Raw genomic sequence first — 24,988 nt, forward strand, 5'->3', positions numbered from 1 at the left:
TGAAGATGCCATGCCACCAACGACCAAGACAAGCCAGCTGATCGAGTTCAAGGGCACCACGCTGCCGATCGTGGTGATCAGCCTGCGATCCTTGCAGACGGCCGACCTGGCCGACGCCGCCAGCACGCTGTTCGGCGATGACCCATTCTTCGATGGTGATGCGGCGGTTCTTGAATTATCGGCGGCCGGCGATGCCGTATCGGCGAAATGGCAGATTCTCAAAGAGGTGCTGAGAGCGCACGGCCTGAACGTCATTGGCGTACGTGGCGGCAGCGAAGAACTTCGCCAGAGCGCCGGCAAAGCCGGCTTGCCGACCTACGCGGCGGCGGCGCGGTCGCCACGAACGGCCGCGGTTGGCGACGCCGCGTCTGCACCACCGCCGGCAATCGAGGCACCGGTCGAGACACCAGCCGTGCAAGAGACCTCGCCAGCAGCGCCGCCGGCGGCGGTCAACGCGCCAGCGGCCGTGCCAACGATGTTCGTTACTCGCCCCTTGCGCTCCGGACAGCAGCTCTATGCCCGTGGTGGCGACCTGGTGGTCCTGGCGGCGGTCAACTCGGGCGCCGAAGTCATTGCCGATGGCAACATTCACATCTACGCCCCACTGCACGGTCGCGCGCTGGCTGGCGCCAGCGGTTCGACCGAGGCGCGCATCATCTGCACCCACTTCGACGCGCAACTGGTCTCGGTCGCGGGTTTGTACCGGACCTTCGACGGTGGCGTTCCGGCCGAACTGGCGGGCAAACCGGTACAGGTCCGGCTCGTTGAAAAAGCAGGCGAATCGACCAGCAAACTGGTCGTCGAGCGGCTGCAGACCGACTAGCGCTTTTGTCGCGCGGACTGAGCAAACCGTCGGCACGTTCAACAGAATGCCCATTCTGCAGGTAGAATCTCTCCTTTCATTTGCGGAGCACGATCCGTGACACGTATTGTCGTCGTAACGTCCGGCAAGGGTGGGGTCGGCAAGACCACCACCAGCGCCAGCTTCGCTTCGGGCCTCGCTCTGCGGGGTTACAAGACCGCAGTCATCGATTTTGACGTCGGCCTACGCAACCTCGATCTGATCATGGGTTGCGAACGCCGCGTCGTCTATGACCTGGTCAACGTCCTCAACGGCGAAGCGACGCTGACACAGGCGCTGATCAAGGACAAGCACTGCGAGAACGACCACCTCTTCGTGCTACCGGCTTCGCAGACCCGCGACAAGGACGCACTGACCGAAGAAGGTGTCGAGAAGATTCTCAAGGAGCTCGAGCACATGGGCTTCGACTACGTCGTCTGCGACTCACCGGCGGGAATCGAACGCGGCGCTGTCCTGGCTCTGACCTTTGCCGACGAAGCGCTGGTGGTCAGCAACCCGGAGGTTTCGTCGGTGCGCGACTCGGACCGCATTCTCGGCATCATTCAGGCCAAGTCACGGCGCGCACTGAGCGGTGGCGAACCGGTCAAGGAACACCTGTTGATCACCCGCTACTCGCCGAAACGCGTCAGCGACGGCGAAATGCTGTCGTACAAGGACGTGCAGGAAATCCTGCGGGTGCCGATCATCGGCGTCATTCCGGAGTCCGAAGCGGTGCTGCAATCGTCGAACGCGGGTTCGCCGGCGGTCCATCTGATCGGTAGCGACGTCTCCAGCGCGTATCTCGACGTCGTTGGTCGTTTCCTCGGAGAAACCATTCCACTTCGTTTCGTCGACTACGAGAAGCCCGGCCTGTTCAAGCGATTCTTTGGGGGAAAATAAGGATGTCCCTGTTCTCCCTGATCTTCGGTAGCAAGCCCAAGACCGCGGCCATTGCCAAGGAACGCCTGCAACTGATCATTGCCCACGAACGCCATGCCGACAACCACGCACCGGACTTCCTGCCGGCCTTGCAGCAGGAGTTGATGGCCGTCATATCGAAGTACGTGGCGGTCAACCCGGAGGACATCAAGGTGTCGATCGAGAAGCAGGGAAACATGGAAGTGCTCGAGGTCAACATCGTCATGCCCGACACCAGCAGCAAGCCGTAAGACTGGCGCCGGAGCCACACCACCTGCCGGTCGGCATCGGCCACGTCGCCGTCGACAACTGCCGCGAGACGACAACTGTCTATTTTTCGGGCAACAATCGCGGTAGAATCGTCGCCTTGCTTTGCGCCCCCGGCTCCTCACGCCATGGATTTTCTCGGATTTTCGCTTCGCAACAATCTGTTTGTCGCACCGATGGCGGGCGTGACCGATCGCCCTTTCAGGCAACTCTGCAAGCGCATGGGTGCCGGCCTGGCGGTATCCGAGATGGTCACTTCGAACTCGCTGCTTTATGGCAGCGCGAAAACCAGACGGCGTGCCGACCACGCTGGCGAGGTGGCACCAGTCTCGGTGCAGATTGCTGGCGCCGACCCCTCGATGATGGCCGACGCGGCGCGCTACAACGTCGACCACGGCGCCCAGATCATTGACATCAACATGGGCTGCCCGGCCAAGAAGATCTGCAAGGTGATGGCCGGTTCGGCGCTGCTGCGCGACGAGGCGCTGGTCAGACAGATCCTCGAAGCGGTGGTCAATGCCGTACCGCAGACGCCGGTGACGCTGAAGATCCGTACCGGCTGGGATACCGCCAACCGTAATGCACTGAATATCCTCAAGATCGCCGAGCAGTCCGGGATCCGCGCCCTGGCCATGCACGGTCGAACCCGCGCCTGCGGCTATAGCGGCCATGCCGAGTACGACACCATCCGGGCGGTGAAGGCGGTGGCACGCATTCCGCTGATCGCCAACGGCGACATCGTTTCGCCGGAAACAGCGAAGTTCGTTCTCGACACCACCGGTGCTGACGCGGTGATGATCGGCCGCGCCGCACAGGGCCGCCCGTGGCTGTTCCGCGAAATCGAGCATTTCCTGAAAACCGGCACGCATCTGTTGCCGCCGCGGGTCGGTGAAATTCACGAGGTCCTGCTCGGCCACCTCGAAGACCTCTACCTTTTCTACGGTAGCGAAACCGGCTTGCGCATCGCCCGCAAGCATATTTCCTGGTACACCCGGGGACTGATCGGCTCGGCTGCTTTCCGCCACATGATGAATCAACTGCAGACGATTGCCCGGCAACGGCAAGCGGTCGATGACTTCTTCCTGGTCCTCGCCGAGAACAACGAACACCTGCCCTACGTCGACCGCCCGGATACAGACTTGCCGGCCGGCGGCAATTACGAGGGTCTCGCCGCATGAAGCGACATCACGACGACGGTGAGGACATTGCGTCCTTCGTCCGCAGCGCGCTGGAGAACTACTTTCAGCACCTTGATGGAGAGAAACCGGCGGCGGTCTACGAGATGGTGATCCGCAGCGTCGAACGTCCAATGCTCGAGGTTGTCCTCAAGCAGGCCGGTGGCAACCAGACCTACGCCGCAGAGATCCTCGGCATCAACCGCAACACCCTGCGCAAGAAGCTCGTCGACCACCGGCTTCTTGCCTGAACAGCGCCCCCAACCTTTCTTATCGCCTGGCCGCCCATCATGAAAATACGACAAGCCCTGATCAGCCTCTCGAACAAGGACCACGCTCTCGAATTCGCCAAGGGTCTCGTCGCCCACGGTGTCAAGCTCTTGTCCACCGGCGGCACAGCGAAGATGCTGCGCGCCGCCGGGCTGACGGTAACCGAAGTTGGCGACTACACAGGCTTCCCGGAAATGCTCGACGGACGCGTCAAGACCCTGCATCCGAAGGTTCACGGCGGCATTCTGGCGCGACGCGACGTCGATGAACACATGGCGACGATTGCCGAACACGGTATTCCGGCGATCGATCTGGTTTGTGTGAATCTCTACCCCTTCCGCGAAACCGTCGCCAAGCCCGGCGTCAGCCTTGCCGAGGCGATCGAGAACATCGACATTGGCGGCCCGGCGATGCTCCGTTCGGCGGCCAAGAACTACGCCGGCGTGGCCGTCGTCACCGACCCGGCGGACTATCAAACGCTACTCGGGGAAATGACCGCCAACGATGGCGCACTGAGCCTGGAAACGCGCTTCACACTGGCCAGGAAGGCTTTCGTGCACACCGCCCGCTACGACGCAGCGATCGCCAACTGGCTGACTTCGCTTGATGAAAGCGAGCAGCCACAGCCGTTTCCCAAGCACCTCCAACTCGCCTTCGATCGCGTCGAGACGCTTCGCTACGGCGAGAATCCGCACCAGCAGGCGGCCTTCTACCGTGACCCGACGCCAACCGCCGGCTCGATTGCCAACTACCGGCAGATCCAGGGCAAGGAACTCTCGTACAACAACATCGCCGACGCCGATGCCGCCTGGGAGTGCGTGAAGACTTTCGACACGCCAGCCTGCGTGATCATCAAGCACGCCAACCCCTGTGGTGTGGCGGTCAGCGGCAATCTCCTGAGCGCTTACGAAAAAGCCTTCCAGACCGACTCGACGTCGGCCTTTGGCGGCATCATTGCCTTCAACGGCCTGGTCGACGTCGACGTCGTCACCGCCATGAATTCCCGCAAGCACTTTGTCGAGGTCTTGTTGGCGCCGGCATTCAGCAGCGCGGCCAGAGAGTTGCTGGCTGCCAAGCAGAACCTGCGCGTCCTCGAACTGCCTCTGGCGAAGGTCCATCACGGCTTCGAAATGAAGCGTGTCGGTGGTGGCTTGCTGGTCCAGACGCCCGACCTCTTCAACGTCCAGGCATCCGACCTGCGCGTCGTCAGCCAGCTGGCGCCGACCGAGGCACAGGTCGAAGATCTGCTGTTTGCCTATCGCGTCGCCAAGTTCGTCAAGTCCAATGCGATCGTTTTCTGCGGCCGCGGCATGACGCTGGGCGTTGGCGCGGGACAGATGAGCCGCGTCGATTCAACGCGCATCGCCGTCAGCAAGGCGCAGAACGCCTGCCTCGATCTGGCCGGGGCCTGCGTCGCTTCAGACGCATTCTTTCCCTTCCGTGACGGCCTTGACGTCGTCGCCGCGGCGGGAGCCAAGGCGGTCATCCAGCCGGGCGGATCGATGCGCGACGAGGAGGTCATCGCCGCTGCCAATGAGCATGGCCTGGCAATGGTGTTTACCGGCGCCCGCCACTTCCGGCACTGATCTGTGGGCTGACGGTCATGACGATTCAGAGCAAGCGATCACAGCAGGCATGGCGGAAATCGTGTATCGGCGGCTAGTGACCGACAAAGACTATCTGCTGGCCGGCGACCGCCACGGCAGGACGACCCGGTGGTGAAGGACGATCGGGTGCTGAAAGGAGTTCTATGAAGCTACTGGTAATCGGCTCGGGCGGACGCGAACACGCGCTCGCCTGGTGTCTGGCAAAAACTCCTGGCCTGCAGAAGGTCTTCGTCGCCCCCGGCAACGCCGGCACGGCTAGCGAGCGCCAACTCGAGAATGTTGCGATCACCGATCTCGAAGCGCTCGCCGATTTCGCCGAAGCGGAAAAAGTCTCGCTGACGGTCGTTGGCCCCGAGGCAGCGCTCGCTGCTGGCATCGTCAATGTCTTTCGTGCCCGTGGCCTGAAAATATTCGGCCCGACCAGAGAGGCGGCGCAACTCGAAAGCTCGAAGGACTTCGCCAAGCGCTTCATGGCCAGGCACAACATTCCGACGGCAGCTTTCGAGACCTTCGCGGATCGTCCTTCGGCGCACGCCTACATCGACCAGCAGGGAGCACCGATCGTTATCAAGGCCGACGGGCTGGCCGCCGGCAAAGGCGTGGTCGTGGCCATGACACTCGCCGAAGCACACGCGGCGATTGACCGCCTGCTCCCCGAAAATGTCGCTGGCCAAGCGGAAAACGCGAACCCGGCGCGCGTACTCGTCGAAGAGTTTCTCGACGGCGAAGAAGCCAGTTTCATCGTCATGGTCGACGGCAAGGACGTTCTGCCGCTGGCGTCGAGCCAGGACCACAAGCGAATCGGTGACGGTGACACCGGCCCGAACACGGGCGGCATGGGTGCCTACTCGCCGGCGCTGGTGGTCACCCCGGAGGTACACGCCCGAGCGATGCGCGAGATCATCCTGCCAGCGGTCCGCGGCATGGCTGCCGAAGGCATCCCCTACACGGGGTTTCTCTACGCCGGCCTGATGATCGGCAAGGATGGATCAGTCAAGACGGTCGAGTTCAATTGCCGCCTGGGCGATCCGGAAACACAACCGATCCTGATGCGCCTGAAATCCGATCTGTTCACGCTGATCGAGCGCGCGATCGCCGGCCGGCTCGACGAGGTCGAAGCAAGCTGGGATCGTCGAGTTGCCCTGGGCGTCGTTCTCGCCGCCGCCAACTACCCCGAGGCACCGCGGACCGGCGACGTGATCAGTGGTCTGCCGCCAGCCAGCGAAGACAGCCACGTCTTCCATGCCGGCAGCGCCGAAAAGGACGGCCAGGTCGTCACTGCGGGTGGCCGCGTGCTGTGCGTCACGGCCCTCGCCGACAACGTCAAGCAAGCCCAGAAGCACGCCTACAACACGATTCTCGGAATTCACTTTGACGGCATGCAGTACCGGCACGACATCGGTCGGCGGGCGCACAGCCGATGACCGCCGCCAAGCTGCCGGACGCTGCCCCGAGATGATCGACGCGACGCTGCTCAGGGACTATTTCACCGGACTGCAGACGCGGATCATCGTGGCCGCCGAAGCCATCGAAGGCGCCGATGGCCGGAAATTTTCTGCCGACCCGTGGCAGAAGGACGCTGGCGAACCGCTGGCGGGCAGTGGTCGCACCTGCATCATCGAGGGTGGGCGCGTTTTCGAACGCGGCGGCGTCGCCTTGTCGCACGTCAGCGGTCCGGCGCTACCGGCTTCAGCGACCGCCAAGCGCCCCGAACTTGCCGGTCGCGCCTTCGAAGCGATGGGCGTTTCGCTGGTCCTGCATCCAGAAAACCCTTATTGCCCGACCGCGCACATGAACGTTCGCGCACTGGTCGCCACAAAGGCCGGCGCCGAGCCCGCGTGGTGGTTTGGCGGCGGCATGGATCTGACGCCCTACTACCCCTTCGCCGAGGATATTCGACATTTCCACAGCACCTGCAAGCAGGCGCTGCTACCTTTTGGCGATGACGTCTACGCGCGTTACAAGAAGTGGTGCGACGAATACTTCTTTCTCAAACACCGGCAGGAAGCACGCGGCGTCGGTGGGGTCTTCTTCGACGACCTGAACGAGGGCGGCTTCGAACGATGTTTCGCGCTGACGCAAGCGGTCGGTGACGCTTTCACCACCGCCTATCTGCCAATCATCGAGCAGCGCCGACGGCTGCCCTATGGCGAACGCGAACGCGACTTCCAGGCGTACCGGCGTGGACGTTATGTCGAATTCAATCTGGTCTGGGATCGTGGCACGCTCTTCGGCCTGCAATCGGGTGGGCGAACGGAATCGATTCTGATGTCGCTGCCACCGATCGTCAAGTGGCGCTACGACTGGCAGCCGGAAGCAGGCACGGCCGAAGCCTTGATCTACGAGATGCTGCCGCCGCGCGACTGGGCCTGACGATCGCGAGGAAGCAGCCGCGCGAAGGACGTCGGAGCAACAGAGTGTCTCAGGCGACCTGCTCGGCAGCTGTGCGGTAGTGCAGCATCGCTTCGTCGGCGCGTTCGGTGTGCTCGAAGAGCCGCGCCAGTTCGAGCCGTACGGCGCGTTGATCGGCCAGCGACAACGAGGCCTCAAGATAGATTTGCGCCTTCCCCCACAAGCGTTGCGCCACACAGAGGCGGCCCAGGGTGAGCAACAGGCGCGGGTCATCGGGATGCTGCGGCAACCATTTTTCGGCCCGCGCAATGCACGCCGTCAGGTCACTGCCGCGAACTTGACCATAGAGCTGGACTAGGGCCGAATCCCATTTCTCGTCGAGCTGTTTTTCGATCAGGCGGCGTGCGTCATCGTCGGCGCCGTTCTCGAGGAAAGCCTCGGCCGAGGTATAAGTCAGCTGCGGCGAGCGCTCCCTGGCCGGCACCTGCCGCAGATAGTCGAGGAGTTGTCCCTTGTCGGCGTGCAGCAAACGAATGCTTTCCTGATGCGCTCTGGTCTTTATTTCCTGTGCCGCCTCAGGCAACAAGGCCTCACGCTTCTCGAGCAGGCGCGCCAGGCGCAGCACCTCATGCCAATTGCTACAACCCTGCTGCGCACTGAGCTCGAGGCGAAGCGCCGCGATGTGACGACCGATCAGATTCTGCAAGTCCTGCAGAGCGCTTGTCGCATCCTGAAATTGGCCTCTCTCTATGGCGCTCTCGGCAGCCAGCATCAAGCGCGCGGGCTCCAGCTTGCGGTCGTCAACGCTGACGCGCTCCAGCCACTCCTTCTCTTTCGCCGGTTCCCGCAAACGCTGCGCCGACCGCGCCGCCACCAGCGCCGCCAGTCCGGGTGACTGGCCGGCGGCATACGCCGCGGCGGCTTTGCCCAAGGCCTGCGTGTAGCGCCCCTCAAAAAGCAGACGAACAGCCTCGTTGAAAGAAGCGGCTGCTTTCTCGCGGCGGCGGCGAGCACGAAAGGCGCTGACCCGGCTGGGTAGCGCAAGCGTCAGGCCGACCGCGCGCAGCAACATGTAAAGCACCATGAAAGCCGCGAAGAACAGAAAGATCGCCAGGCTCAGAGCCACTTCGACGCGATACGGCGGCACGACCAACAACAGATAGCCGTCGTTGAAGCGCGCGACAAGCGAAATGGCGACCGCCAGTGCGATCAGGGTCAGCAGCCACAGTAGCCCTCTCATTGGCGCTCCTGCCCAAGCTTGAAGGTCTTGATCGCCGACAGACTGTCATTAAGAGTCGGCATTGCGATGTCGATCTCGGTCGCCGCAAGCTCTTTCAGAGTGTCCAGGGCTTCCTGTTGCGCCACCGCAGCGGCATCGAAGTAGCGACCGATCGACGCCTGCGCGCGTTGCAGCTCGTTACGAAAGACCGATTGATCGTGCGCCAGCAAGGCCTGGCGGGCATTCAACAAGCGCAACTTGATGTTCTCGCGCAGGAAGAAGACCTGCTCAGGCGCCAGCAAAGCGGGGTCATCACGATCCACGCGCTGGATCCTGACCAGCGATTTCACTTCGCCCCAGAACTCACGACCCAGCCGCTTCCACAACTCGGCGCTAACCAGGCCCCGCCAGAATTCCACGCTGATCACTGACGGCGCTTCTGCCGGCGGCGCCGCTTCGGACGAGCCGGCGACGGCGGCATCGGCGGTGTTTGGCGCACCTTCTTCACTCGGCTGCGGCCGCCCTTCGACCGCCACGGGAAGGGTGTCGACGGCGCTGATCACGCTTTCCAGACGCAGGCTAATGGCAGCAATATCGATCTGTGGCAAGGCGCGCAGACGGTCGAGATCGCTGGCCAGAACCTTGCGCAGACTGATGAACTGCGGCCGATCAATGCCCACCAGGCGGGCATCCGCCACCTGCAAGGCAAGCACTGCCGCATGCACATTGCCAGCCAGCTGCAATTGCTGGGAGGCCAGCGTCACACTTTGCTCAACCTCGCTCAGCGCCCACTCGTCGCGGTTGCTGGCGAGATCCTGGTAGAGCTTCTCGAGCGTTGCCTGCTGACTCTGTGATTCTGCTATTTTTTCTTCGAGAGCGCCCAAGCGGCCAAGCACGCCGGCCACCTGCTCCTGCGACTGCATGGCCAGAGCGCGCACTTCAGTACCAGCGGAATCGCTGTCGGCCAGACGACGAGCCATCTCCTGCTGCGTGTCGGCAAGCTTCTGTCGGGTTTCCACCCACTGCCAGGCGGCCAGCCCAAGGGCCAGCAACACCACCAGCAACCAGGGATTGCGCCACACCGGTGGCGGCTGGCTCGCTACCGACGGTTGCGGCACCTGACTCGCCGCTGAGGCCCGGGGTTCTGCCGGCTTCTGAACCGCTGACGAGGCCGCGTTCACCGGCCGTGTTTCGCTTGCCGACGCCGCCTCGCTCGCCGACGAGGCTGCGTTGCCTGGCTGCATTTGGCTTGCTGACGACGTGTCGCTCGCTGGCGATGACGTGCCGCTCGCTGACGACGTGCCGCTCGCTGGCGACGTGCCGCTCGCTGGCGACGTGCCGCTCGCTGGCGACGTGTCGCTTGCTGGCGACGTGTCGCTTGCTGGCGACGTGTCGCTTGCTGGCGACGTGTCGCTTGCTGGCGACGGCTGCTCTACCGGCGTTGCGGTAGCTCGTTCGGTGGACGGAGACCGTCGATCGATTTCTTCGTTCATCATGACCGCCAATTATATACGCTCAAAGCAGCGATGATTCCGGCATCTGCCGGGCCGGTTTGAATCACCCGCTGCAAGCCAAGCTCCTCTGCCACCTCGGCGATTCGCGGGTGTGGCACAAACACCGGCGTCTCTTGCAGCGACGCACGTGCCGAATCGTCCAATACGTTGACCAGATTGCGCAAGCCCTCGCTCGATGAAACGGTCAGCGCGTCGAGCCGGCGACTACGCCACAAGGCCACCAGCAGCTCCGCATCCAGCGGTGCCGAGCGTTTATAGCATGCCACGTAATCGACCTCAACACCACGGTCCCGCAGCGTATCGGCAAGCAACTCGCGACCGCCATTGCCACGAAAGATCACCGCTCGCTGACCGGCGACGACGTCGCACTGCATTTCCGGAAGTTCGAGCAAGGCCTCTGAATCGAAACGCTCGACCGGAGCGAGCGCGTTGGCTATCCCGTAACTTGCCAGCACGGCAACGCTCCCCTGGCCGATGGCCAGCGCCCGCAGGCCCAGCGGCCACGGGCGCTTGGCGAGAATCGCCGGGACGCTGAAAGCGACTGCATTGGGGCTGACGAAGATTGCCAGAGAGTAGTTGTCGAGACGCGTGATCAGCGACTGCAAGGGCTCCGGATCATCCGCCGGGGCGATCTCGAGCAAAGGGAAGATCACCGGCTCGCCGCCTCTTTCGGCGATCCATCCAGCCAACACCGACGCTTGCGCGCGCGGCCGCGTCACGACGATTCTCTTGCCGTGCAGAGGCGCCATCATCGGCCCGCAGCAAGCTCATCAAGGATGGCATCTGCCCCTTGCGCACGCAGCATTTGCGCGAGCTCGCCACCGACCAACTCGTCGTCCTCGGCGGCACCACGCAGTTCGCCGCGCAGCACTTGCCTGCCATCGGGCGTGGCAACGAACGCTCGCAGCCACAAGCGACCCTGCTCGAGCACCGCGTAGGCCGCCAGCGGGACCTGACAACTGCCTCCCAGAGCGCGTGAAAACGCACGCTCGGCGCGCACACAGTGCGCCGTGTCGGGATCGTTGAGCGGCGCCACCAGAGCGATCAGATCGGCGCGCGCGGCGGGCACTTCGATTCCCAGTACGCCTTGTCCAGGCGCCGGCAAGGACTGCTCCGGGCTCAGTACGGACTTGATTCGCGCCGCCAGACCAAGGCGCAGGAGACCTGCTGCGGCCAGAATGATCGCGTCGTACTCACCGGCATCGAGCTTCCTGAGGCGCGTATCGAGGTTGCCACGCAGACTCCGGATTGTCAGCTGCGGATACCGAGCGCGCAGCGTCGCTTCACGACGCAGGCTGGACGTACCGACCACCGCCTTGGCAGGCAGGTCGTCGAGCGCGGCATAGCGATTGGCGACGAAGGCGTCGCACGGATTCTCGCGCGCCGAGATCGCCGCCAGGACGAAGCCCTCGGGCATCTCCATCGGCAGATCTTTCATCGAATGCACCGCCAGATCAGCGCGGCCGTTGTGCATCGCCACCTCAAGTTCCTTGATGAACAATCCCTTGCCGCCGACTTCCGACAGTGGGCGATCGAGAATTTGATCGCCCCTGGTAGTCATACCGAGGATTTCCACCGGGCGCATTGGGTATAGTTCCCGCAGGCGACCGCGGACATGCTCTGCCTGCCACATCGCCAGGCGCGACTCACGCGAGGCGATGACGATACGGGACTGGTCTGGATTTTCAGGGTTCAAGGTGAGCTTCCGGTAAGGCGCCAGCAGCCCGCAGAATACGGCCGGACGCGCGGGCAAGGCCAAGGCGATTTCTGGCAAATGACGATCCATCCTGCAGGTCTTTTCGCCCACTTTCCGCGCTTGCGGCAACGGTTGCATGGTTCGACCATGCACGTGTTGTCGCGCCTTGAAGATGACGGCAAATCGGGCGCAATCCGGCGTGTCTTTTTACCGCCAATCGACTAAAGACATTATCATCAAGGGGTCTGATTCTAACATGGTTGCCGAGGGCGCCAATTGCTGCCCGGTCGACTCGCATCCGCGCCCGCACGCAGGCCCCGTGGCGGCGACTGGCGAAGGCGGTTTCCTCGGCCAGCGCGTACCATCGCCACCACCCGTCCGCCGAGAAGGTATTCAAAATAGTCATGGCGCCCGACAAACCGGCCGAGCAACGCCCCGAACTGGCCGACTTCTGGGACCTTCGTTTCCGCAGCGGCATGACGCCGTGGGAAACGCAGCGGGTGCCGACGGCGCTACGCGAGTTTGTCGCCCGCCATCCGGCATTTGCACCAGCAGACCCTGCTGACGTGACGAGCCGCTCGCTGCCGTGCCGCCGACGAGTCCTGATCCCCGGTTGCGGCAGCGCCCACGATGCCACCTTTCTCGACACTCTGGGCTGGGAAACGATCGCGCTCGACTTCTCCGCGGCGGCCATCGCCACAGCACGCTCGACGCTTGGCGATGGCTGGCGGGGGCAGCTGTTATGCGCCGACTTCTTCACTTTTGATCCGGGTAAGGCGTTCGACGTGATCTACGAACGCGCCTTCCTGTGCTCCATGCCACGCCAGCTGCGCACCAACTATGCTAAAAGGATGGCCGAACTACTGCCTCCCGGCGGGCTGCTGGTGGGCTTTTTCCTGTTTGGCGACGAGCTCAGGGGCCCGCCCTTCGAAATCCTTCCGCAACAACTGGAAGATCTGCTGAGCGCTCACTTCAGCCGCCGCGAAGATCACTCGGTCGACGATTCGCTGGCGCTTTTTGCCGGCCGCGAGCGCTGGCAGGTGTGGCAGCGGCTTTGATCGCCCGGCTACTCTTTGACCGTCGTCGACGGTTGCGGCTCGACCTCCTGAATCGCCGTCAGATACACCAGCACGTCCTGGATCTCGGCGGCCTTCAGCGCCTATACCGCGTCCGTACCGGCGCCTTCTTCGGCGTGCCGGCGATCACCACCGAGATACGCGTCGATCTGTTTTTTTTTCAGGTAGTTGGTGTATTGGCCGACCAGCATCGGGTAAGTATTCGGCCAACCCGTAGCGCGCCAGCGCCATTGCCGAGGCGGGTTAGCGGCAGAGGACTGATCGGAAGGCTCTGCGAAGGGGGTAGAGCCAGATGTCCTTGATCGGGAGGATGGACTTGCGGGTGGGGCATTTCTTGCCTCGCCCGGCGGTTTGACCGACCTTGATCCAGTTGGCGGCCTGGTAGCAGGTGCCGCGATGGCGGGGCGTCTCGACGAAGGTTTCGAGCAGTACGGGGCGGTAGCCGTAGCGCGCCAGCCAGTCCTTGGGCAGTTGCCGCTGCATAAGCGAGAGGATCTTGGAGGCCAGGCCCTTGCACTGGATCCAGGGCAGGATCAGAAAGCGGGCATTGTTCACCACCAGTTGCAGGTTCCTTTGTCGCTGCTCATCGTGCCAACCGATGAATTGCTCGCGCGCGGCGAGTTTCCAGGCGCTGGCGCCGAAGCTGAGCAAGGCGACCAGGGTCTCGCCGGCGAAGACGAAGTAGCGGCTCTGACTGCCCGCCATGGGCGTGTGGCCGAGATAGTGGTAGCGGGCGATGTACTCGTTCCACAGACGCGAGTTCGCCGAACCGACGACCTGATGCAGACGCAGCGGCGGCAGTTCATGCACCGGCTGAGTGAGCAACGGTTGTGGATCGGTGGCGTGAGTAGGCAGATACTCGGGTTGGCGAGGAGCGGCCCGTCGTGCCGCCGGCAGGGTGAGCAGGCCGTCGGCCTGCATACGCAGCATGGCCACCCGGCAGGTCATATCCTTCAGCTCGCCATTGGGCTTACGCCAGTCGAAGAGCTCACACACCTGGCGCGACAGTTGCGCGCGGCTGCTGCCAGGATGGGCTTCGATCAGGCGGCAGAGGGCCTGCAGTTCGTCGTCGGTAAAGTGACGCCCGCAATAAGGCTTCACGAGCTATCGATGGGACGGCTCTGATCGACCGGGATGCCACGCATCTGAGCCAGTCCTTGACGCTCTCAGGAATTGACCCACTTTTGCTCACGAAACCGGACCCGCCTAGTCGTCATGGCTGTGCGCACGAAAATGCCGCGCACACAGCCATTTCCGAGCGTACTCGCCTCTACACGGCGTCAAGGGTACGCTGCGCCGGGCTGCAAAAACCGCAGCCCGCCCTTGACCCCGCTCCGAGGCGAAAACCTGGGTGTTGGCGCGCGCCAACGGTGGGTCAATTTCCGTGAGCGAAAAAGGGTCAGTTTTCGTGAGCGTTGAGGGCCAGTCGATCGGTCGCCATCGCCCAGGGCAGAAAGGCACTCAAGTCCGTCGGCGGCAGGTTGCCGTTGGCGGCGCAGGCCTCCAGATACGCCGTCAGCCAGGTGCGCGGGTTGATTCCCCACAAGCGCAGCGTCAGCAGCAAGCTGAACATCGTCGCGGCGAGTGCGCCGGACCAGAGACTGCCCGACCCATAGAAGTTCTTGCGTGCGACCACCGGCGTGCGCTGTGCGCGCTCGGCGGCATTATTGTCCATCGCCACCTCGGGGCGGTCGACAAAGACGGTCAGGCCGGACCAATGTTTGCGCATGCTTCGCAGCACCTTGCTCGCCGGCATTTTGAGCGCCGGGTTCGCCAGTTCGCTTTCCCGTTGACTGGCCATTTGCGTGATCGCCTGCCGCAAGGCGCGGTCGCGTTCGGCCCACTGTACTGGGTCGCTACGGACTTCCAGGCGCCGTCCATTCAAGTGGTAGAGCTGAGCGATCTGCTCGACCCAGGCCAGTGCCCAGTCCGCGAGCTCCGGATGGGCGTTGGCCAGTTCCAGGAAATCACGCCGCTGATGTGCCCAGCAGAAAGCCAGAATGAAGTGGTCAAGAACTCGCGCGAGCTTCTTGTAGGCCGAATAGCGATCACAGATGATGACTCCTCCGGCGCTACCGGAGAGCTCCCGGATCGGCACCGCCGCCGAGCGGCTCGGGTCGAGCACGAAGTGGATGACCGATGGGCCGTGGAACACCCAGAAATACCAGCGATGTCCGACCTTCCCTTCGGTCTCGGCAAAGACCCGCCAGCGGGTCTCGTCTGCGTGCCACTGTTTCTCGCTGCGTAGTTGGCCAAGCAGTGCTTCTTCAAGCGGCTCGAACAGCGGTGCCAAGGCACGCAGTCCGCCGGCCACCGTTCCTGCCGAGAGCGTCAGTCCGTGGTCGGACAAGTCTCGCAGAAGCCGATGCGTCGGCTGGCCGTACAAGAACTTCGACAGCAGCAGGTGCACCCAGATCGACACGCCGTACTTTCCACGCGGGATCAATCGTGCCGGCGGTGGCGCGGTCAGAATACCCCGCGCGCCCGAACACTGACAGGTCCGCCGGTAGCGCCGCCGGCAGATCTTCCGGCGGTAGGCCTTGACCTCGATCTCGAGGACTTCACTGTCTTCCGTGCCGGGAAAGTCGACGTAGCCCAGACCACAGTCCGGGCAATGCGGGCAGTCGATGTCGATGACCTCGATCTGCGTCGGCAAGTGACTTTCCGGGTTCCGCCCGTGACCCGCTGCTCCCGGTTGCTGACCTCGAGCTCGCGACGATTTTTGGTCCGCCGCCGGGTTCTTCTCGGCTCCCGAAGAGCGTTCTGACTTGCGACCAAACAGGCGTTTTTGCAGATCGCGGATCTTGCCCTTGGCCTGCTCCAGTTCGCTGCGCAAGGCCGCCTCGCGCGCCGCCGCTTGCGCCATTTCCACCCGATGAGCTGCCTCCGATTGCGCCAACCGAACCAGCGCTTGTCGATGTTGGCTCCGCCAGAAGCTGGCCTCCCAACGGAGCTTGATTTCCTGCTCCTTGGTTAGCGTCACCAACACCTCGGCGAACGGCGCCACTTGGCGGTGACTTGCCGCCGATCCTCCGCCAATGATGTCCGCACCCGTGTCCATGCGCCGCATGGTGCCGGATTTCCGCTGCTGTGTCCAGATCTACGGGCTGTCCGCCAGTCGCTGACTGACGCACGCCGACCAAAAGCGGGGCTACGGGTTCACCGAATACTTACAGCATCGGGAACATGCCACGCCCCTTGCCGGTTTTGCCGTGGCAGACCGCGCAGTTCTTCTGGTACACCACCTGGCCCTGGTCAATGTCGCCCTCGGCACGCGGCACGACCATGATTTTCTCCATCGCCAACAGGCGCGCCAGAGCGTCGTCGCTGGCCTTGAAGACCGGCGGCCTAGTCGGCAACTCGACCTGCGCCATGTAGGCGGCGACCAGCTTCATGTCCTCGTCCGGAAGTTCACGCTCGCGGGTGTACGGATCCATCGGCAAGTTGATGCGACCCTGGCTCTGGAAAGCTTTCAACTGCTGCTCAAGGTACTTGGACGACTGTCCGGCGATGCGCGGATACTCGCCTCTCTTGCCGCCGGCTCCGAACGGACCGTGGCCGGCCGCGCAAGGGCCGTAGATCTCCTTTGTCCGCTCGACGTCGAGCGCCGCCGCCGGCAGAGCGAGCACTCCCCCGAGCAGAATTGCCAATAGTTGCTTGAAGCGTCTCGCCTGCGCCATGAACACCTCGTCGACTTGAAGGCAGAATTATTGGAAATGCGCTTACCGGCGACCTTCATGAGGATCAACACGCGACGCTCAGGAACTCAGCTGCCGGGCGTAGGACTTGAGCAAGGGCCACTGCCGACGGCTGACCGGCAAGCGCTCGGGGACGCCACGCAGAATCGCCTGCCATTGCGTCTCGGAGTCTTCGTGGCAAGCACTTTTTTCGAAGCCGGCGAGAGCATCGCGAGCCGCCAGCACGCTGCGGTGCAAGCGAATGAAATGCTCGCTGAACTCGCGTTCGAGATGCGTCAGCGACTCGTCGAGCAGGTATTCGCGAGCAGCCGTGCGGGCCACGACGTACTTCAGATCGGCCCTGAAGTAGACGATCTCGCTCACCGCAATCAACAGCAAGCGACCACGTTCGTGGCAGGAAAGATGGCTGCGCGCGTCCGTCGGCAAGGCAGCCGACAGACGTGGCGGCGGTCCGCTTGCGCGCGCTTTCTGCAGCGCCACCAGCAAACGTCGTGCACGCACGGGCTTCACCAGATAGTCGACCGCGCTGAGCTCGAAGGCCTGCACCGCGTAAGCATCGTAAGCGGTGACAAAGATCACCGCCGGCGGGCGATCGAGACGCGCCAGCTGCGCGGCAAGCTCGATACCATCCATCTTCGGCATCCGGACGTCGACCAGCGCCACGTCTACGACTCGGTTGTTGATCGCCGCCAACGCCGAAACACCGTTGTCGGCTTCGACCACGACCTCGTTGGGCAGCTCCGCGTTAATGTCGCCCAGCAGATCGCGCAAGCGCGCGCGCGCTGGCGCCTCGTCGTCGCAAATCATTACCGACAACACCGCCGCCCTTGTCGGGGCGCTCATGGCCGGCGCCCGGAACATGGCAGGACGATATGCACCCGATACTCGCGCTGGCCATTGGCGAGCCGCACTTCGCCGGTCTCCAGCCTGGCCTCGAGATCGTAGTAAAGCGCCAGCCGTTCGCGGATGTTGTCGAGTGCCATGTGGCTGCCACGCGGATGCTCGACACCGCCGCCGCAGGGATTCGCCAGGTCGACGTGCAACTGCTCACCGCGCCGTGCCAGGCGGATGCGAATGCGGCCACCGTCGGCTGCTGGCTCGATGCCGTGATAGACGGCATTTTCCAGCAGCGGTTGGAGCAGCAGCGGCGGCACCTTCAGTTCGAGCGGCAAGTCGGTGGCCACTTCCCACTCGACGTGCAGGCGCTCACCCAGGCGCAGCTTTTCGAGGTTCAGATACTGCCGGCAAAGGGCGAGTTCGTCGGCCAGCGGTAGCAGTTCCCGATGATCGCGCATCAGGGCACGAAAAAGATCGGCCAGTTCCTCCAGCGCGGTCTCGGCGCGGCGAGGGTCCGCACGAATCAGCGAGAGCACCGCGTTCAGACTGTTGAACAGAAAATGTGGCCGGATGCGTGCGGTCAGTGCCTGCAGTCTTGCTTCGACAAGCGCCGGCGACAAGGCGCTAGCGCGCCAGGAAAAGTACGAAAGCATGCAGCCGGCGACGACTGCGCCCAGCAGGCTCGCCCTGATCAGGCGCTGCGCGCCGCCCGCATCGAGGCTCACGAAAGACCACAACCCCGACAAGCCGGCCGCCGAGACGGCGCTCAGCAGCAGCACGGCGGAGCGGCCAAGCCAGGCGGGCACGCGTTGCAGGAGTGTTCCGAGTAACGCCAGCACGGCCATGTTGAAGAGCAACAAGGGTTGCACGCCAGCGGCCATATCGATGTAGCGCTGCAGGCTGTCGGTCAAGCCATCGCTCTGCACCAGCGCCGCCAGCAGCGCCAGCAGGTTTACCCCGAGCAGCATGCGCAGCATGACTCCGGAATTGCGGAAATCCGGCAGCGGCTGGCTGAAAGGCTTTTGCTTTATACTTGCGATCACTCAAAGTGCCATCTATCGACGGTTCTATGAGTGATTTTAGCCTAGGAACCTGCCCCGCATGAGCCAATCGGATTCTTCCCAATACACGTGGGCCGGCCGCTTCTCCGAGCCAATGTCGGACCTCGTCAAACGCTACACGGCATCGGTGAATTTCGACCGACGAATGTGGCGCCAGGACATTCGTGCCTCGGTGGCGCACGCCACGATGCTCGCCCGGCAAGGCATCATCAGCGCCGCCGATCTGACCGACATCGAGCGCGGCATGGCGCAGGTGGTGCGCGAAATCGAAGAAGACCGCTTTGTCTGGTCACTCGACCTCGAAGACGTTCACCTGAACATCGAGAAGCGCCTGACGACGCTCGTTGGCGACGCCGGCAAACGGCTGCACACCGGGCGCTCGCGCAACGACCAGGTGGCGACCGACATCCGGCTCTATCTGCGCGACGCCATCGACACGCTGCTGCCCCTGCTGCGCAAGTTCCAGAACGCGCTGCTCGACCTGGCTGAAAAAGAGGCGGCGACGCCGCTGCCGGGGTTCACCCACCTCCAGGTCGCGCAACCAGTAACTTTTGGCCATCACCTGCTGGCCTATTTCGAGATGATGCAACGCGACGCCGAGCGCTTCACCGACTGCCGCCGACGGACCAATCGACTGCCGCTTGGCGCCGCCGCGCTGGCCGGTACAACCTACCCAATTGACCGCCATTTCGTCGCCCAAATGCTGGGCTTCGAGGGTGTATGTGAAAACTCGCTCGACGCCGTATCCGACCGCGACTTCGCGATCGAATTCTGCGCCGCCAGCGCACTGCTGATGATGCACGTGTCGCGCCTCTCGGAAGAGCTGGTGTTGTGGATGAACCCGCGTTTCGGTTTCATCCGGATCGCCGATCGCTTCTGCACCGGCAGCTCGATCATGCCCCAGAAGAAGAACCCCGATGTCCCCGAACTGGCCCGCGGCAAGACCGGCCGCGTCTACGGGCACCTGACGGCCTTGCTGACGCTGATGAAGGGACAACCGCTGGCTTACAACAAGGACAACCAGGAAGACAAGGAACCACTGTTCGATGCCATCGACACGGTCAGCGACACGCTGCGGATTTTTGCTGAAATGATTGCCGGGATCACCGTCAACCCGGAAAAAATGCGCGAAGCCTTGAGTCAGGGATTCGCCACCGCCACCGATCTGGCCGATTACCTGACGCGCCAGGGCCTGCCGTTCCGCGACGCGCACGAAGCCGTTGGCCGGGCGGTCCGTCGCGCCGAGGAGCTCGGTGTTGACCTGGCGCAACTCTCGCTCGCCGAGCTGCAGCACTTCGCGCCGACGGTTGACGAAGACGTCTTTGCGGTATTGACCGTAGACGGCTCACTGGCGGCGCGCAAGCATCTTGGCGGTACCGCTCCGGAACAGGTCCTGGCAGCGATTGCCCGCGCCCGCCGGGCTTAGGCAATCGCTGGCAAATGGCATGCCTCCTTCTGGCAATCGCCCTGAGCGCACCGCGGTCACGCCAAGCAGATGATGGACAAGATCGGCAAGTACCAGCTTGACCGTGAAATCGGCCGCGGCGCAACGTCCATCGTCTACCTCGGCAATGACGCGTTTACGCAGCGCGAGGTGGCCGTCAAGGTGGCCTTCCCCGGAATCCTGAAGGATCCGAAGCTGGGACGCCTCTACACGCACCTGTTTCTCAACGAAGCGGCATTGATTGGCAAGTTGTCGCACCCACACATCGTCGAGATCTACGATGCGGTGGTCGACGACAACTTCTGCTATCTGGTGATGGAGTACGTTGCCGGTGGCACGCTCGGAGACGGTCTGCAGCAGCGGCAAACTGCTGTCCGTCGAACGCATCGTCGAGATCATTTTCAAGTGCTCGCGGGCGCTCGATTTCGCTTTTCAAGCAGGGATCATTCATCGCGACATCAAGCCCGCCAACATCCTCTGCGCCGGCCCGAACGCCAGCGAAGGCGACATCAAGATCTCCGACTTCGGGGCGGCGATCATCGGCACCCCGGACCGCACCCTGGTTCTCGGTATCGGCTCACCCGCTTACATGTCGCCGCAACAGGTCAAGGAACAGACACTCGACCAGCAAACCGATATCTACTCACTCGGCGTCGTGATGTACCAACTGCTGACCGGGCAACTCCCTTTTCAGGCGCGCAACAGCTACGACATGGTCTACCAGATCATCAACGCCGAACCGCGCCGCCCTTCGTCGCTACGCCGGGACATTCCAGCGGCGCTCGACGCCATCGTCGCGCGCGCCATGAGCAAGAGGCTGGAAACGCGCTACGCCACCTGGCAAGAATTCGCCCACGATTTGGCGCAAGCCTTTCGTGACCGCCAACCCAAGGCAGCGGTTGCCGAGATCGCTGATCTCGAGAAGTTCGACACGCTTCGTTCCTTCGCCTTCTTCGCGGATTTTTCCGACGTCGAAATATGGGAAGTCGTGCGCTTTTCTCAATGGAGCCGCGCTTCGCCAGGCACTGCGATCATTCGCGACGGCGACGTCGGCGACTTTTTCTGCTTCCTCGCCGAAGGCGAACTGAAGGTCCTCAAGCACGGACTGATCCTGGAGATGCTGTCCACCGGCGAGTGCTTTGGCGAAATGGCGGTGATCGGCAAGGCGAGCTCGCGACGCGGCGCCGACATTATCGCGGTGACCGAAGCCAAGCTGGTGCGGATCAGCGCCAATGCCTTGCACAGTTCCTCAGAGTCGTGCCGGGCGAACTTCTACCAATCGTTTCTCGCTGTGCTCAGCGAACGGCTGACGGCAGCGAACGTTCGCATGGTGACTTTCTGAGTATTTCCACAAGGCACTCGTCGCGCCGACGTCACCGGCAAGTTCCAGGCTAGCGATCGCACGCCACTGGTCGCTGGTGAGCAAATGCGAAAGCTGTTGCCGACTGACGCTCCTCGGTAGTATATTAGAGTTATCTAATCAACTAGGCGGAGCGCCAATGAGCAAGTCCTTCACCACCATTACCAAAGACGTTACCAAGGCACTCGGTACGCTGCGCAGAGAGATTCCGGAAACGATACAAGGCTTCAACAGCCTGTCCAAGGCCGCCCTCTCGCCGGGCGTGTTGTCGGCACTCGACAAAGAACTGATCGCCCTGGCGATCGGCGTTGCCAGCCGTTGCGACGCGTGTATCGGTTTTCATGTCAAGGCGCTGATTCGCCTGGGCGTCAGCCGCCAGCAGCTGATGGAAACTCTGGGCGTATGCACCTACATGGGCGGCGGACCAACGCTGATGTATGCCGCCGAGGCGGTCAGGGCCTACGAAGAGTTGAGCTCCGGCAAGCCGGAGCAGCTCAACGCCTGAACACGGCTGCTGCGGCACGGCGGCGCAGCCGCGCCGCCAGCGCGCTGAGCCGGCGATCAGACTGGATCGACGAGCCCTTCGAGCAGTTTCTGCAACTCACCATCCTCGTACATTTCGCGCAGGATGTCGCAGCCGCCAACGAACTCGCCGCGGACATACAGCTGCGGAATCGTTGGCCAATCGGCGTACGACTTGATACCACTACGAATCTCCGGATTCTCCAGCACGTTCACGCTCAGGAAGTTCGAAACACCACAGGCCCTGAGAATCTGGACGGTTACCGCCGAGAAGCCGCATTGCGGGCCATCGGGCGTCCCCTTCATGTAGAGCACCACCGGGTTGGTCGTGACCTGTTCCTTGATAAGCTGCTGTACATCCATCGTCAGACCTCGCAAAAACGGGTAGTTGAGAAAAATGATCAACATACCAGTCTACCGTTTGGCAGCGCCGATCGTCAACGTAAACGTCCGCCACTCAGCCCTGACGCATGACCTCCCCGAATCGACAGCACTTGCCGGTTACGCCCACTTTCGCCGCCGAGGCGGCCAGATGGGGGTTGGCTAGCGGCAAGGGAGCGCTTGCGGCGCGGGGGTTTGGTGTTCAGTCAGTGGGACAGGAGAGGTCGAGGGAGCTCCGTTACGATCGCCAGGCGAGCCTTTCCCGGCGCGGGGTGCGCCGCGCTTGGGAAGATGTGTTGGGCAGGCCTGGGCAAGGTTATTCGAGTTGCAGCAGGAACGGTTCGGCGAGAAGCAGACGCAGGCGTGCTGGGTCAAGCCAGGGCGCAGCACAGGAATTACGGATGAAGGCGATGGCGCCGCGCACACCGAGTTCTTGATAGAGGTTGCGTAACTGCCGGGTGAAACGTGCCAGGGTATTGAACACATGCGCCAGGCGCATGAGGAGGTGATAGCCTTTCATGGCATTCCAGTCGAGGGCAAAGGCATGCTCGTAGTGGTAGCCCTGATGTTTTTCGACGAGGAAGCCCGCTTCGATGCCCCAACGGTGGCGGGCACCGAGGTTGCAGCGCTCATGGACATTGTCTTGTCTGAGCGGTTGGCTGGAGAGCCAGGCGTGGCGCGATGTTTCGGTGACGGTCCTGGCCTGTTCATCGATCTTTTCCCAGCTTTCCTCACAGACCACCAGGTTCAGCTTGAGACGCTGACGCCCGTTGGCCGCGAAGGCGTAGTCGATGTCGTTGACCCAGCTGAAGTGTTGTCGGCGCCTTCCCCAAGCGCGCTGCACGGCTTGTGGCTTCAGGGCGTGGAGTGCGCGGAACTCCTGCCAGACCGTGGACAAATCCTTGTCCTTAAGCACGATCATGAACTGCCAGTGGGCGCGCAAGCAGCGCTGCATCACCGGCCCGTTGGCGTAAAGGCCGTCGAGCAGGAGCAGGATCGGCAGGCGGGGGAACAGCGTCTTGAGCCGGTCGCTCAAGCGCACAAAGCCGCGCAGCTCGCAGTCCTGCTTTTGCGCTTCGGTATCGCCCAGCGCGTGTTCGAGGAACTCGCTGAGCAGTGGGACGACCAGGCCGTTGTGGAAAGCCAGGCTGGCCTCGAGGACGTAGACGAAGTACTGGGTGTGGCGGGTTTCCTCCTTGCCGACGGTGCGCTGGAGGAGTTCCTCCGCCCAGAGGGTGTCGCCGGCGACCTTCTGCGAGCCGTCGATGGCGATGGGGTAGCAGTGGTTGATCAGATAGCGGCGGAAGCTCTTGCCGCGGATCAGCCGCTTCACCAGATCGACGTGGGCCTGCTCAAGGTGGTCAAGGTCGATGTCGCGCAGCAGCCGAAACAGGGTGTCGGCGTGTGGCAGGGTCTCGATCTCCGGGAACAGCAGGTGGAGGTTGGCCATGAACTGGGGACGGGATATTTCGCGGTTGGTCTCGCGCCGAGAGGAGAACTGAAAGACGAACATCAGCAGACCGTAAAGCAGCAGCGCGGTCAGCTTGTGGCGGCGCTTCCTGGGGTCTCTCGGGTCGGGAATTTGTTCCAGTTGCTCGAGCAAGGCGGGTAGCTCTTTGCGCAGGAGACGCGTCTTTTTGCTCACGGCGTCCTCGCGGGCCTCCCTTTCCTCGCCGACGGTCGCGAAGGCTGAGCATCGGTTGGGCAGAGAAGTGGGGGAGTGGAGGACTTGTCCACTCGCGCGCCGTTTCGCGTTCAGTGCCTTTTCCTGCCGTTTCTTCTCTGAGCGCAGCTCCTTGAGGGCAGCGCGTGTCGGGCGACGGCAGGGTTTGCTCATGGCCGGGAGCTCCCAGGGGCGGCACACAGCCGGTCGCGACAATCGGCGCTCAGCGGTTTGAGCCACACCTGGCGGGGCGTGCTGCGATACGACTGGCCGGGGCGGGCCAGCCCGCGCCCGCTGGTTGCCCCGAGCAACTGCCAACCGGCCGCGCGGTAACAGGTGCCGGTATAGTGACGAGGATCGACGAAAGTCTCCAGCAACAGGGGCTCGAAGCCCCAGTGATCGAGCCAGTCCGCGCGTGCGCGGCGCGCGAGTTGTCCGAGCACATGACTGGCCAGATGCGGCACCCGGACGTGGGGAAAGATCAGGAAGCGGCTGTTGTTCACCACCCGCGCCAGGTTCTCGCGGCGGGCCTGGGCCGTCCAGCCGATCCAGCGGTCGCGCACGGCGACCGCGCGGGCAGCGCCGGCCAGCAGGACGCTGCCGAGCCGCCGGTCGCCCGCCGTGATGAAGTAGCGCAGGCGGTAGCCGAAGGCCCCCTGGAAACCCAGTGGGTGCCAGCGCGCCACCAGCGCATCCCACTGCGCCACCAACGCCGCGTCGCGAACGACTTCCAGGCAGACCGGTGCGAGTGCCGACAGGGCGCAGTGCACGGGAAGCTCCCCGGTGACCGTATCTACGGGTGCCGCGGGCGGCGCGCAACGGCGTGCTGACGACGGCCTTATCGCCGGCAGTGTCAGCAGCCCGGCCGCCTGCAAACGCTCCAGAAACTCCAGGCAGGCGCTGATCTTCGCCGTCCCTGTCAGAGTGGTCCACCCCAGGTGCTCGCAGACCGTCGCCGCCAACTCCTTGCGCGCCAATCCCGGCAGCCACGCCACCGTCCCGCACACCTCGGCGATCTCCGCGGCGCTGAATACGCGACCGCAGTGCACCCACTCCCCTTCGCTCGTTGCAACCACCACGATACCTC

General features: G+C 63.2%; 26 protein-coding genes and 1 pseudogene. 15 read left to right on the forward strand and 12 right to left on the reverse strand.

Annotated features, from left to right (window positions below):
• The first annotated feature begins 10 nt into the window (after window positions 1-10).
• The 8 genes from minC to hemF all read left to right on the forward strand — a co-directional run bounded on the left by minC (window position 11) and on the right by hemF (window position 7,451).
• Window positions 11-823: a septum site-determining protein MinC gene (minC, locus tag QZ656_RS04070; protein WP_291992189.1), complete on the forward strand. Its 813-nt coding sequence runs from the start codon at window positions 11-13 to the stop codon at window positions 821-823.
• A 96-nt stretch (window positions 824-919) separates the two neighbouring features.
• Window positions 920-1,741 carry a septum site-determining protein MinD gene (minD, locus tag QZ656_RS04075; protein ID WP_291992190.1) on the forward strand — a complete coding sequence of 274 codons (822 nt, stop codon included), beginning with the start codon at window positions 920-922 and terminating at the stop codon, window positions 1,739-1,741.
• Window positions 1,742-1,743: 2 nt separating this feature from the next.
• Window positions 1,744-2,010, forward strand: a complete 267-nt coding sequence (gene minE, locus QZ656_RS04080) for a cell division topological specificity factor MinE (protein ID WP_291992191.1) — start codon at window positions 1,744-1,746, stop codon at window positions 2,008-2,010.
• Between the two features lie 144 nt (window positions 2,011-2,154).
• Window positions 2,155-3,204, forward strand: a complete 1,050-nt coding sequence (dusB, locus tag QZ656_RS04085; RefSeq protein WP_291992192.1) for a tRNA dihydrouridine synthase DusB — start codon at window positions 2,155-2,157, stop codon at window positions 3,202-3,204.
• Complete coding sequence (locus QZ656_RS04090) at window positions 3,201-3,452, forward strand: helix-turn-helix domain-containing protein (protein WP_291992193.1); 252 nt, start codon at window positions 3,201-3,203, stop codon at window positions 3,450-3,452. The genes dusB and QZ656_RS04090 overlap by 4 nt, the downstream gene beginning before the upstream one ends.
• Before the next feature lie 39 nt (window positions 3,453-3,491).
• Window positions 3,492-5,057 (forward strand): bifunctional phosphoribosylaminoimidazolecarboxamide formyltransferase/IMP cyclohydrolase, encoded by a 1,566-nt coding sequence (purH, locus tag QZ656_RS04095; protein WP_291992194.1) that lies wholly within the window; start codon window positions 3,492-3,494, stop codon window positions 5,055-5,057.
• Window positions 5,058-5,221: 164 nt separating this feature from the next.
• On the forward strand, window positions 5,222-6,502 hold the full coding sequence (gene purD / locus QZ656_RS04100; protein WP_291992195.1) for a phosphoribosylamine--glycine ligase: 1,281 nt from the start codon (window positions 5,222-5,224) through the stop codon (window positions 6,500-6,502).
• Between the two features lie 31 nt (window positions 6,503-6,533).
• The gene (hemF, locus tag QZ656_RS04105) at window positions 6,534-7,451 is read left to right on the forward strand and encodes an oxygen-dependent coproporphyrinogen oxidase (RefSeq protein WP_291992196.1); all 918 of its coding nucleotides are present in this window, start codon (window positions 6,534-6,536) and stop codon (window positions 7,449-7,451) included.
• 49 nt (window positions 7,452-7,500) lie between these two features.
• Here hemF and QZ656_RS04110 read toward each other — a convergent pair whose 3' ends face one another.
• Together QZ656_RS04110 and QZ656_RS04115 are read right to left on the reverse strand one after the other, a co-directional pair.
• The gene (locus QZ656_RS04110) at window positions 7,501-8,670 is read right to left on the reverse strand and encodes a heme biosynthesis HemY N-terminal domain-containing protein (protein WP_291992197.1); all 1,170 of its coding nucleotides are present in this window, start codon (window positions 8,668-8,670) and stop codon (window positions 7,501-7,503) included.
• A complete protein-coding gene (locus tag QZ656_RS04115; protein ID WP_291992198.1) occupies window positions 8,667-9,767 on the reverse strand; it encodes a uroporphyrinogen-III C-methyltransferase in 1,101 nt (366 codons plus the stop codon). The genes QZ656_RS04110 and QZ656_RS04115 overlap by 4 nt, the downstream gene beginning before the upstream one ends.
• 131 nt (window positions 9,768-9,898) lie before the next feature.
• Between QZ656_RS04115 and QZ656_RS04120 the strand changes: the two genes are divergently transcribed.
• Complete coding sequence (locus tag QZ656_RS04120) at window positions 9,899-10,099, forward strand: hypothetical protein (RefSeq protein ID WP_291992199.1); 201 nt, start codon at window positions 9,899-9,901, stop codon at window positions 10,097-10,099.
• 42 nt (window positions 10,100-10,141) lie between these two features.
• Here the strand turns inward: QZ656_RS04120 and QZ656_RS04125 are convergent, their stop codons facing one another.
• Window positions 10,142-10,915, reverse strand: a complete 774-nt coding sequence (locus QZ656_RS04125; protein ID WP_291992200.1) for a uroporphyrinogen-III synthase — start codon at window positions 10,913-10,915, stop codon at window positions 10,142-10,144.
• Window positions 10,912-11,796, reverse strand: coding sequence for a hydroxymethylbilane synthase (gene hemC / locus QZ656_RS04130; protein WP_291992620.1), 885 nt, complete (start codon window positions 11,794-11,796; stop codon window positions 10,912-10,914). Before hemC ends, QZ656_RS04125 begins: the two co-directional genes overlap by 4 nt.
• On the opposite strand from hemC, the gene QZ656_RS04135 reads away from it, so the two are divergent.
• Entirely contained in the window at window positions 11,779-12,084 is a 306-nt protein-coding gene (locus tag QZ656_RS04135) for a hypothetical protein (RefSeq protein WP_291992653.1), read from the forward strand. The two genes, hemC and QZ656_RS04135, sit on opposite strands and share 18 nt — an antisense overlap.
• Window positions 12,085-12,263: 179 nt before the next feature.
• Window positions 12,264-12,917: a methyltransferase domain-containing protein gene (locus QZ656_RS04140; RefSeq protein ID WP_291992201.1), complete on the forward strand. Its 654-nt coding sequence runs from the start codon at window positions 12,264-12,266 to the stop codon at window positions 12,915-12,917.
• Window positions 12,918-13,178: 261 nt separating this feature from the next.
• Here QZ656_RS04140 and QZ656_RS04145 read toward each other — a convergent pair whose 3' ends face one another.
• From QZ656_RS04145 to QZ656_RS04165, 5 genes are all read right to left on the reverse strand, one after another.
• Window positions 13,179-14,036 carry a DUF4338 domain-containing protein gene (locus tag QZ656_RS04145; protein ID WP_291992202.1) on the reverse strand — a complete coding sequence of 286 codons (858 nt, stop codon included), beginning with the start codon at window positions 14,034-14,036 and terminating at the stop codon, window positions 13,179-13,181.
• A 298-nt stretch (window positions 14,037-14,334) separates the two neighbouring features.
• On the reverse strand, window positions 14,335-16,005 hold the full coding sequence (locus QZ656_RS04150; protein ID WP_291992203.1) for an IS66 family transposase: 1,671 nt from the start codon (window positions 16,003-16,005) through the stop codon (window positions 14,335-14,337).
• A gap of 100 nt (window positions 16,006-16,105) precedes the next feature.
• Window positions 16,106-16,615 carry a c-type cytochrome gene (locus QZ656_RS04155; RefSeq protein ID WP_291992204.1) on the reverse strand — a complete coding sequence of 170 codons (510 nt, stop codon included), beginning with the start codon at window positions 16,613-16,615 and terminating at the stop codon, window positions 16,106-16,108.
• A gap of 78 nt (window positions 16,616-16,693) precedes the next feature.
• Entirely contained in the window at window positions 16,694-17,476 is a 783-nt protein-coding gene (locus tag QZ656_RS04160; protein ID WP_291992205.1) for a LytTR family DNA-binding domain-containing protein, read from the reverse strand.
• A complete protein-coding gene (locus QZ656_RS04165) occupies window positions 17,473-18,513 on the reverse strand; it encodes a histidine kinase (protein WP_366522097.1) in 1,041 nt (346 codons plus the stop codon). The genes QZ656_RS04160 and QZ656_RS04165 overlap by 4 nt, the downstream gene beginning before the upstream one ends.
• A gap of 58 nt (window positions 18,514-18,571) precedes the next feature.
• Here QZ656_RS04165 and argH point away from each other — a divergent pair, with 58 nt between their 5' ends.
• From argH to QZ656_RS04185, 4 genes and pseudogenes are all read left to right on the forward strand, one after another.
• Complete coding sequence (gene argH / locus QZ656_RS04170) at window positions 18,572-19,957, forward strand: argininosuccinate lyase (protein WP_291992206.1); 1,386 nt, start codon at window positions 18,572-18,574, stop codon at window positions 19,955-19,957.
• 72 nt (window positions 19,958-20,029) lie between these two features.
• Window positions 20,030-20,744: pseudogene (locus QZ656_RS04175) on the forward strand (serine/threonine-protein kinase); the annotation flags it as partial.
• A gap of 36 nt (window positions 20,745-20,780) precedes the next feature.
• Window positions 20,781-21,317, forward strand: coding sequence for a cyclic nucleotide-binding domain-containing protein (locus QZ656_RS04180; RefSeq protein ID WP_291992623.1), 537 nt, complete (start codon window positions 20,781-20,783; stop codon window positions 21,315-21,317).
• Between the two features lie 157 nt (window positions 21,318-21,474).
• Window positions 21,475-21,840: a carboxymuconolactone decarboxylase family protein gene (locus QZ656_RS04185; RefSeq protein WP_291992207.1), complete on the forward strand. Its 366-nt coding sequence runs from the start codon at window positions 21,475-21,477 to the stop codon at window positions 21,838-21,840.
• A 56-nt stretch (window positions 21,841-21,896) separates the two neighbouring features.
• On the opposite strand, the gene grxD is transcribed toward QZ656_RS04185, so the two are convergent.
• The 3 genes from grxD to QZ656_RS04200 all read right to left on the reverse strand — a co-directional run bounded on the left by grxD (window position 21,897) and on the right by QZ656_RS04200 (window position 24,980).
• The gene (gene grxD, locus QZ656_RS04190) at window positions 21,897-22,220 is read right to left on the reverse strand and encodes a Grx4 family monothiol glutaredoxin (RefSeq protein WP_291992624.1); all 324 of its coding nucleotides are present in this window, start codon (window positions 22,218-22,220) and stop codon (window positions 21,897-21,899) included.
• 334 nt (window positions 22,221-22,554) lie between these two features.
• Complete coding sequence (locus QZ656_RS04195; protein ID WP_291991619.1) at window positions 22,555-24,075, reverse strand: transposase family protein; 1,521 nt, start codon at window positions 24,073-24,075, stop codon at window positions 22,555-22,557.
• The gene (locus QZ656_RS04200) at window positions 24,072-24,980 is read right to left on the reverse strand and encodes a DUF4338 domain-containing protein (protein ID WP_291991618.1); all 909 of its coding nucleotides are present in this window, start codon (window positions 24,978-24,980) and stop codon (window positions 24,072-24,074) included. The genes QZ656_RS04195 and QZ656_RS04200 overlap by 4 nt, the downstream gene beginning before the upstream one ends.
• Between the last annotated feature and the right edge of the window lie 8 nt (window positions 24,981-24,988).

The organism is Candidatus Accumulibacter sp. ACC003 (assembly GCF_907163085.1).
Classification (GTDB): domain Bacteria; phylum Pseudomonadota; class Gammaproteobacteria; order Burkholderiales; family Rhodocyclaceae; genus Accumulibacter.

Bases quoted from the DNA above. Each gene is read 5' to 3' on its own strand.
- minC (WP_291992189.1), top strand. From the start codon at position 11: ATGCCACCAACGACCAAGACAAGCCAGCTGATCGAGTTCAAGGGCACC.
- minE (WP_291992191.1), top strand. From the start codon at position 1,744: ATGTCCCTGTTCTCCCTGATCTTCGGTAGCAAGCCCAAGACCGCGGCC.
- dusB (WP_291992192.1), top strand. From the start codon at position 2,155: ATGGATTTTCTCGGATTTTCGCTTCGCAACAATCTGTTTGTCGCACCG.
- QZ656_RS04090 (WP_291992193.1), top strand. From the start codon at position 3,201: ATGAAGCGACATCACGACGACGGTGAGGACATTGCGTCCTTCGTCCGC.
- purH (WP_291992194.1), top strand. From the start codon at position 3,492: ATGAAAATACGACAAGCCCTGATCAGCCTCTCGAACAAGGACCACGCT.
- purD (WP_291992195.1), top strand. From the start codon at position 5,222: ATGAAGCTACTGGTAATCGGCTCGGGCGGACGCGAACACGCGCTCGCC.
- hemF (WP_291992196.1), top strand. From the start codon at position 6,534: ATGATCGACGCGACGCTGCTCAGGGACTATTTCACCGGACTGCAGACG.
- QZ656_RS04110 (WP_291992197.1), bottom strand. From the start codon at position 8,670: ATGAGAGGGCTACTGTGGCTGCTGACCCTGATCGCACTGGCGGTCGCC.
- QZ656_RS04125 (WP_291992200.1), bottom strand. From the start codon at position 10,915: ATGATGGCGCCTCTGCACGGCAAGAGAATCGTCGTGACGCGGCCGCGC.
- QZ656_RS04135 (WP_291992653.1), top strand. From the start codon at position 11,779: ATGCTCTGCCTGCCACATCGCCAGGCGCGACTCACGCGAGGCGATGAC.
- hemC (WP_291992620.1), bottom strand. From the start codon at position 11,796: ATGTGGCAGGCAGAGCATGTCCGCGGTCGCCTGCGGGAACTATACCCA.
- QZ656_RS04140 (WP_291992201.1), top strand. From the start codon at position 12,264: ATGGCGCCCGACAAACCGGCCGAGCAACGCCCCGAACTGGCCGACTTC.
- QZ656_RS04150 (WP_291992203.1), bottom strand. From the start codon at position 16,005: ATGCGGCGCATGGACACGGGTGCGGACATCATTGGCGGAGGATCGGCG.
- QZ656_RS04155 (WP_291992204.1), bottom strand. From the start codon at position 16,615: ATGGCGCAGGCGAGACGCTTCAAGCAACTATTGGCAATTCTGCTCGGG.
- QZ656_RS04160 (WP_291992205.1), bottom strand. From the start codon at position 17,476: ATGAGCGCCCCGACAAGGGCGGCGGTGTTGTCGGTAATGATTTGCGAC.
- argH (WP_291992206.1), top strand. From the start codon at position 18,572: ATGAGCCAATCGGATTCTTCCCAATACACGTGGGCCGGCCGCTTCTCC.
- QZ656_RS04180 (WP_291992623.1), top strand. From the start codon at position 20,781: ATGAGCAAGAGGCTGGAAACGCGCTACGCCACCTGGCAAGAATTCGCC.
- QZ656_RS04185 (WP_291992207.1), top strand. From the start codon at position 21,475: ATGAGCAAGTCCTTCACCACCATTACCAAAGACGTTACCAAGGCACTC.
- grxD (WP_291992624.1), bottom strand. From the start codon at position 22,220: ATGGATGTACAGCAGCTTATCAAGGAACAGGTCACGACCAACCCGGTG.
- QZ656_RS04195 (WP_291991619.1), bottom strand. From the start codon at position 24,075: ATGAGCAAACCCTGCCGTCGCCCGACACGCGCTGCCCTCAAGGAGCTG.